This window comes from Amycolatopsis sp. NPDC051106, from assembly GCF_040682775.1.
Lineage (GTDB): Bacteria > Actinomycetota > Actinomycetes > Mycobacteriales > Pseudonocardiaceae > Amycolatopsis.
This window is the reverse complement of record NZ_JBFBBQ010000196.1, coordinates 1-3,750: the sequence shown is the minus strand read 5'-3', so window position 1 is coordinate 3,750 and position 3,750 is coordinate 1. Positions and strand designations below refer to the sequence as shown.

Genomic DNA, 3,750 nt, shown 5'->3' with positions numbered 1-3,750 from the left:
GCTCGCGCTGGCGCACCACCGGGAGAGCCGCCGTCCGGAGCCGCTGCCGATCGGCCAGGTCATCGCGTACGGGCTGGAGATCCTGCCCGCCCTCGGCTACCTGCACAGCCAGGGCCTGCTCTACTGCGACCTCAAGCCGGACAACGTGATCCAGACCAACGAGCAGCTGAAGCTGATCGACCTGGGCGCGGTCCGGCGGATGGACGACTACGAGAGCCCGCTGTTCTTCACCACCGGCTACAGCGCGCCGGAGCTGGCGAAGCAGGGCGCTTCGGTGGCGTCGGACCTGTTCACCGTCGGGCGCACGCTCGCGGTGCTGAGCTTCGAGTTCACCGGCTACACCACCAAGTTCAAGACGACGCTGCCCGGCCCGGACGCGGTGCCGCTGTTCGCGCTCTTCGGTTCGTACTACCGGTTCCTGCGGCGCGCGACGCACGCCGACCCGGACCGGCGGTTCCTCTCCGCCGAGGAGATGGGCGACCAGCTGACCGGCGTGCTGCGCGAGATCATGGCGCTCGGCACCGGCAAGCCGCGGCCCGGCGCGTCGACCGTGTTCGGCCCGGAGAGCCGCACGTTCGGCGTGCAGCTGGTGGTGCCGGAGGCCGGCCGGAGCGTGCCGCTGCCCGGCGCGGACGAGGTCGTCGCCGGCCTGCCGATCCCGCAGGTCGACACGGACGACCCGGCGGCGGGCGTGCTCGCCACGACGACCGCGCTCGACCCGCGCGGCGCCATCGAGGCGCTGGCCGGTGCGCCACGCGAGTCGATCGAGGTGCGGCTGCGGATCGTGCGGGCCCGGATCGAGCTGGGCGAGCTGGCCGAGGCGCAGCGGCAGCTGCAGGCCGGGCAGTACCTGGCGATCAAGAACGGTTTCCCGCACGACTGGCGGATCGACTGGTACCGCGGCCTGATCGAGCTGGCGGGCGGCCGCTCGCGAGTCGCGCAGGTCGCGTTCGAATCCGTGTACGACGACCTGCCGGGCGAGATCGCGCCGAAGCTCGCGCTGGGGATCAGCGCCGAGGGCGTCGGCGACTACTTCGCCGCGGCCCGGTTCTACGAGCTGGTCTGGCGGACCGACCGCACGTACGTCAGCGCGGCGTTCGGCCTCGCGCGGGTGTACCTCGCGCAGGGCGCGCGCAACAGCGCGGTCGAGGTGCTGGAGACGGTCCCGCCGTCCTCGACGCACTACGTCGACGCGCAGGTCGCCGCGATCAGGATCAAGACCACGGCGACCAAGGCGAACGGCCGTGAGACGCCGGTGACCGAGCACGACCTGGTGGACGCGTCGTCCCGGCTGGAGCGGCTGCGGCTGGACCTCGAGCGCCAGACGCGGTTGTCGGCGGGGGTGCTCGAGGCCGCGCACGACTGGATCAAGCAGGGCAAACCGTCGCCGGGCGTGCGGGTGCTGGGATGTTCGCTGGACGAGCGTGAGCTGCGGTTCGGGCTGGAACGCTGCTACCGCGCGCTGGCCCGGCTGGCGGGCACGGTCGAGGAGCGCGTGCAGCTCGTGGATCGGGCGAACGCCATCCGCCCCCGCACCCTGACCTAGGGGTTGATGTCCCAGTCGCGCTCTTCGCGCTGCCGCTGCTGGTTCTTCTCGTGCTGGGCCGCCAGCTTCTCCAGCGCCTGGGCGTCGCCGTGGGTGCTGAAGTGCTCGAAGCCCACGACGATGAACAGTGCTCGCGCGCTGACCGCGATCGGGCCGTCCTCGGCGTCGAGCCGGCCGTCGGCGCTGACGTAGATCTTGCGGCCCGCGATGCCGTCCAGCCGGGCCTCGATGAACAGCGTCGAGCCGACCGGGACGGGGCGGCGGAAGTCCGTCTCGAGCTTGCCCGTCACCGCCGGCCGGCGCATCAGGTTGCCGACCGTCGAACCGAGGGCCTCGTCGAACGCGCAGGCCAGCAGGCCGCCGTGGGCGAGCCCGGGGGCGCCCTGGTGCGCCGCCGTCACGGTGAACCGCGAGTGGATGACCTGGCCCTCGCCGACCGTCGAGCGCAGGTGCAACCCGGCGTCGGCCTCGTCACCGCAGCCGAAGCACTCGCTGAAGTGGACGCCGAGCTCGGTACCCGGCACCGGCGCCTTCGGGTGCGGGACCGCGGGCTCCACCGCCACCGGCGGCCAGGGTTGAGAAACACGACTCATGCGCTGACGTTAACTCGCCGGTAGCCGCCCGCCGCGCGCGGCCCACGGCGTAATCGGGCAACGTACACCTCTCGGTAGCCGGAAAGTTCCCCACCGTAGAGATTTGTCGGCTCAGCCTGCCGACCTGCGTCGATCCGGCAAGACTGAGGGGATGAGCTCGAACGGCCCTAAGGGCACTGCACGGAGGAGGTCGTCGCCGGCATGAGCGAAGAAGCAGCAACGACGGGCAAACCGTCAGTGGACGAAAGAACCGTCAAGCGCGCCGTGTGGGCGTCCGCGATGGGCAACGCCACCGAGTGGTACGACTACGGTGTCTTCACCTCGGGCGCGATCGCCGTCAGCATCGGCACGCAGTTCTTCCCCGGTGAAGGCAACGCGGTGCTGAAGTCGCTGGCGCTGCTCGCGGTCGGGTTCATCGTGCGGCCGTTCGGCGGAGCTTTCTTCGGTCCCCTCGGCGACAAGATCGGCCGCAAGAGGGTCCTCGCCGTCACGATCCTGCTGATGTCCGGGTGCACGTTCCTGGTCGGTGTCCTGCCGACGTATTCCGGTGGCTACAGCATGGGCATCGCGGCGCCGATCGCGATCCTGCTGCTCCGGATCATCCAGGGCTTCTCGACCGGTGGTGAGTACGGCGGAGCGGCGACGTTCATCGCCGAGTACTCGCCGACGAAACGCCGTGGCTTCTTCGGCAGCTTCCTGGAGCTCGGCACGCTGGGCGGCTACGTGCTCGGCAACCTCGTGGTGCTTTCCGTGACGCTGTCCCTCTCGGCCGACCAGGTCGACGCCTGGGGCTGGCGGATCCCGTTCTTCGTCGCGCTGCCGCTCGGCCTGATCGGGCTCTACCTGCGGAACAAGCTCGAGGACACCCCCGAATTCCGCCGCATGGAGGCCGCGGGCGAGAAGCCGCAGAAGGCGCCGCTCAAGGAGATCTTCGTCCGCAACTGGCGGATGATCCTCAACCTGATCGGCATCGTGCTGCTGCTGAACGTCGCGGACTACCTGCTGCTGACCACCATGCCGACGTACTTCACGGACACGCTGAAGATCAACGACAACACCGCGACGTTGATCATCATCGCCGTCGAGGTCATCCAGATGGCGATCATCATCCCGCTCGGCGCGCTGTCCGACCGGATCGGCCGGAAACCGCTGCTGCTCACCGCGGCCATCGGGTTCCTGGTGCTGAGCTGGCCCAGCCTCAAGCTGATGCAGTCCGGCAGCATCCTGTGGCTGTTCGTCGGGTTCCTGATCGTGGCGATCCTGCTGGTGCTCATCCTCGCGGTGATCGGCTCGACGTTCCCGGCGATGTTCCCGACACGGGTGCGCTACGGCTCGTTCGCGATCGGCTACAACATCTCGACGTCGCTGTTCGGCGGCACGGCCGGTGTCGTCGTCACGGCGTTGATCAAGAGCACCGGCAACGAAGACTGGCCGGCGTACTACCTGATGGCCGCGGCGCTGATCGCGATCATCCCGATCATCAAGATCCCGGAGACGTCGCAGGTGCCGATGGACCAGATCGAAACCGAAGGCAGCGGCGGCAAAGTGACCTCCGCGGCCGCTCAGCGCTGAGCGGCCGCCGGAAACACGTGTGCCCCGCCCGGATCACCG

General features: G+C 69.5%; 3 protein-coding genes. 2 read left to right on the top strand and 1 reads right to left on the bottom strand.

Annotated features, from left to right (window positions below):
• Nucleotides 1-1,546: tetratricopeptide repeat protein (locus tag AB0M83_RS48460; RefSeq protein ID WP_364529594.1), on the top strand; the 1,546-nt coding region annotated here is incomplete at its 5' end.
• On the opposite strand, the gene AB0M83_RS48455 is transcribed toward AB0M83_RS48460, so the two are convergent.
• Nucleotides 1,543-2,139, bottom strand: a complete 597-nt coding sequence (locus tag AB0M83_RS48455) for a PaaI family thioesterase (protein WP_364529591.1) — start codon at nt 2,137-2,139, stop codon at nt 1,543-1,545. The two genes, AB0M83_RS48460 and AB0M83_RS48455, sit on opposite strands and share 4 nt — an antisense overlap.
• Nucleotides 2,140-2,376: 237 nt before the next feature.
• On the opposite strand from AB0M83_RS48455, the gene AB0M83_RS48450 reads away from it, so the two are divergent.
• A complete protein-coding gene (locus AB0M83_RS48450) occupies nt 2,377-3,711 on the top strand; it encodes an MFS transporter (RefSeq protein ID WP_364529597.1) in 1,335 nt (444 codons plus the stop codon).
• Nucleotides 3,712-3,750: the final 39 nt, after the last annotated feature.

Excerpts from the sequence above, each read along its gene's own strand:
- AB0M83_RS48455 (WP_364529591.1), bottom strand. The coding sequence starts at position 2,139 with ATGAGTCGTGTTTCTCAACCCTGGCCGCCGGTGGCGGTGGAGCCCGCG.